Here is a 1,821-nt window from a genome sequence, read left to right on the forward strand (position 1 = left end):
TGTGGTTTTTGTTTTCAAGCAGAAGACGGAATACGAGATACTCTATGGTCTCGTGGGCACGGAGATGGGTAGAAGAGACAGAGAAAACAGTGTGCAAACTCTGAGACACAGCGGCACCGATGAGAAGATTCGGGTTTTGGGAGGGGTAGGGGGCTTGGGAGGTCTAGTACGGTCTGGTGGGCTCGAAAATGTGTATAAGGGGGAGGGGGTGGGGGGCCTGCCTATTCGGCGGTCGGGGCGCCGCCCACGTGATCGTTCGCATCGGGCGCCCAGAGTACGAAGGCGAGGATGGCGAGGAGCGCGACGACGGCGGCGTGGAGCTCGTGCTGGCCAGGGTAGGCGTTAGCGAGGTGATCGTTGAGGGCGTTGAGCGCCGCGGTATAGATAAAGGCTCCGCCGGCACCCGCGGCAATCGTGTCAGCGGCGCTTGCCTTGGCTCGTACGGTCTCGACCTCTGCGGTGGCGTCGTGTTCTGGGCTTGCCGCGAACGCCGCCTCGAGGCTCTCGGCCAACACCTCTTCGGCTCTCAGCCGCATGTCGGGGGCGAGGCGTGAGACGAATGACTGGATGCTGCTGATGCTTGCGCTTGCCTGGGGTGCCGGTCCCATTGAGAGGATGTCGGTGGCGCTCAATGAGCGGCTCGTCGCGGAGGCCGCGGCCAGTGCGCGGGCGTACTGCGAGACGAGGTCGGTGGCCGCCTTGATGGAGTGTCTGACGCTCGATGTTTGCGCGATGGACTTCGCCAGGTCGGCGTTGACTCTTGCGATTCTCGCCAGCACCTCGCGTTGCTGCGCCGATGTGGCGAGCTGCGGGGCTTGAGCGGCCAATCGGCCGATCGATGCGATCGTGCTGCGGTTCTGGCGGCGCCACTCGCCGAACATGGCCTCGTACTGGGCGTTGAGCTCAATCGCACGATGAAATGCGGACGGTTCGCCGGTCATCGTGTCAGCGTATCGGTGGGCTTGGGTCCCTCGTCGCGGTGGCTCGCGTCGGTCGCGCGTGGCGGCGAGTGTTGGTCGACGGCTCTTGCCGTGACGAGGGGGTTGGCGACGCCCCACGGCCTAGAACGTGGGGGTCTCGTGCGCGCCCAGGGCTTGCACCTGGGGGCCTGCTGGTCGCGCGTGTTCGTCCCGGTTGGACGTCGGGGCGAGCGTTGGCAGTCTGGGGGCTGCCGTGGGTGGCGCAGGTCGCGCTGCTACGGGGAGGAGATGACCGGGTGTTGTGCTCCCCAAGCGGCCTTCGCGGGTCAATGATCCATCGTGGTTGCCCGGCCCGCGTTGACGCCGGTCGTCTGGTGGGACGACGAAGGCCCGGACTCTGTGAGCCTCGGGCCTGGATGTGGAGACACGTCTCCTTGGGCTGAAACCTATCAGCCTTGGCGTCTGGTTTCTACTCTGGCGCGCCATGCGTGTTCGGCGGCGGCTGCGTCGGGCATGTGGATGTAGGCGGTGCGTCCGATGCGGTGGCGGCGGACGGTGCCTCGTGAGGTCCAGTTCCAGATGGTGGAGGGGCGGACTCGGAGGATGCGGGCGGCTTCTGTGACGGGGAGCCATTCGATGCCGTCGGGGTCGATCAAGCGGTTCTCCTGGTGGTGAGGGCGAGGGCTTTGAAGCGGTCCCATTCGTCTTCGTTGAAGATGCGTGCGCAGTCGGGGTTGGAGCAGGCGACGACGAACGGGGCTCGGGCGACGGTGGGGGGTGTGTAGGTGGGGTCCTATACACATCTTACGGCGCCGACGGCGCCGTACGGGGGGAGTTCCGTGGTCCGGCGCGCGCTCTCACAAACCAATGTGGCTGAGTCCGTGTGCTGAGACCGATGTCG

The 1,821-nt window shown here is 65.6% G+C and carries 2 protein-coding genes; both read right to left on the reverse strand.

What is annotated here, in order from left to right; translation table 11 throughout:
• Positions 1 to 221: 221 nt before the first annotated feature.
• Complete coding sequence (locus C1729_RS14690; protein WP_102510786.1) at positions 222 to 941, reverse strand: hypothetical protein; 720 nt, start codon at positions 939 to 941, stop codon at positions 222 to 224.
• A gap of 428 nt (positions 942 to 1,369) precedes the next feature.
• The gene (locus tag C1729_RS14695; protein WP_165375534.1) at positions 1,370 to 1,576 is read right to left on the reverse strand and encodes a helix-turn-helix domain-containing protein; all 207 of its coding nucleotides are present in this window, start codon (positions 1,574 to 1,576) and stop codon (positions 1,370 to 1,372) included.
• Positions 1,577 to 1,821: the final 245 nt, after the last annotated feature.

It is taken from the genome of Sanguibacter massiliensis (assembly GCF_900240335.1).
Lineage (GTDB): Bacteria > Actinomycetota > Actinomycetes > Actinomycetales > Cellulomonadaceae > Flavimobilis > Flavimobilis massiliensis.

Excerpts from the sequence above, each read along its gene's own strand:
- C1729_RS14690 (WP_102510786.1), bottom strand. The coding sequence starts at position 941 with ATGACCGGCGAACCGTCCGCATTTCATCGTGCGATTGAGCTCAACGCC.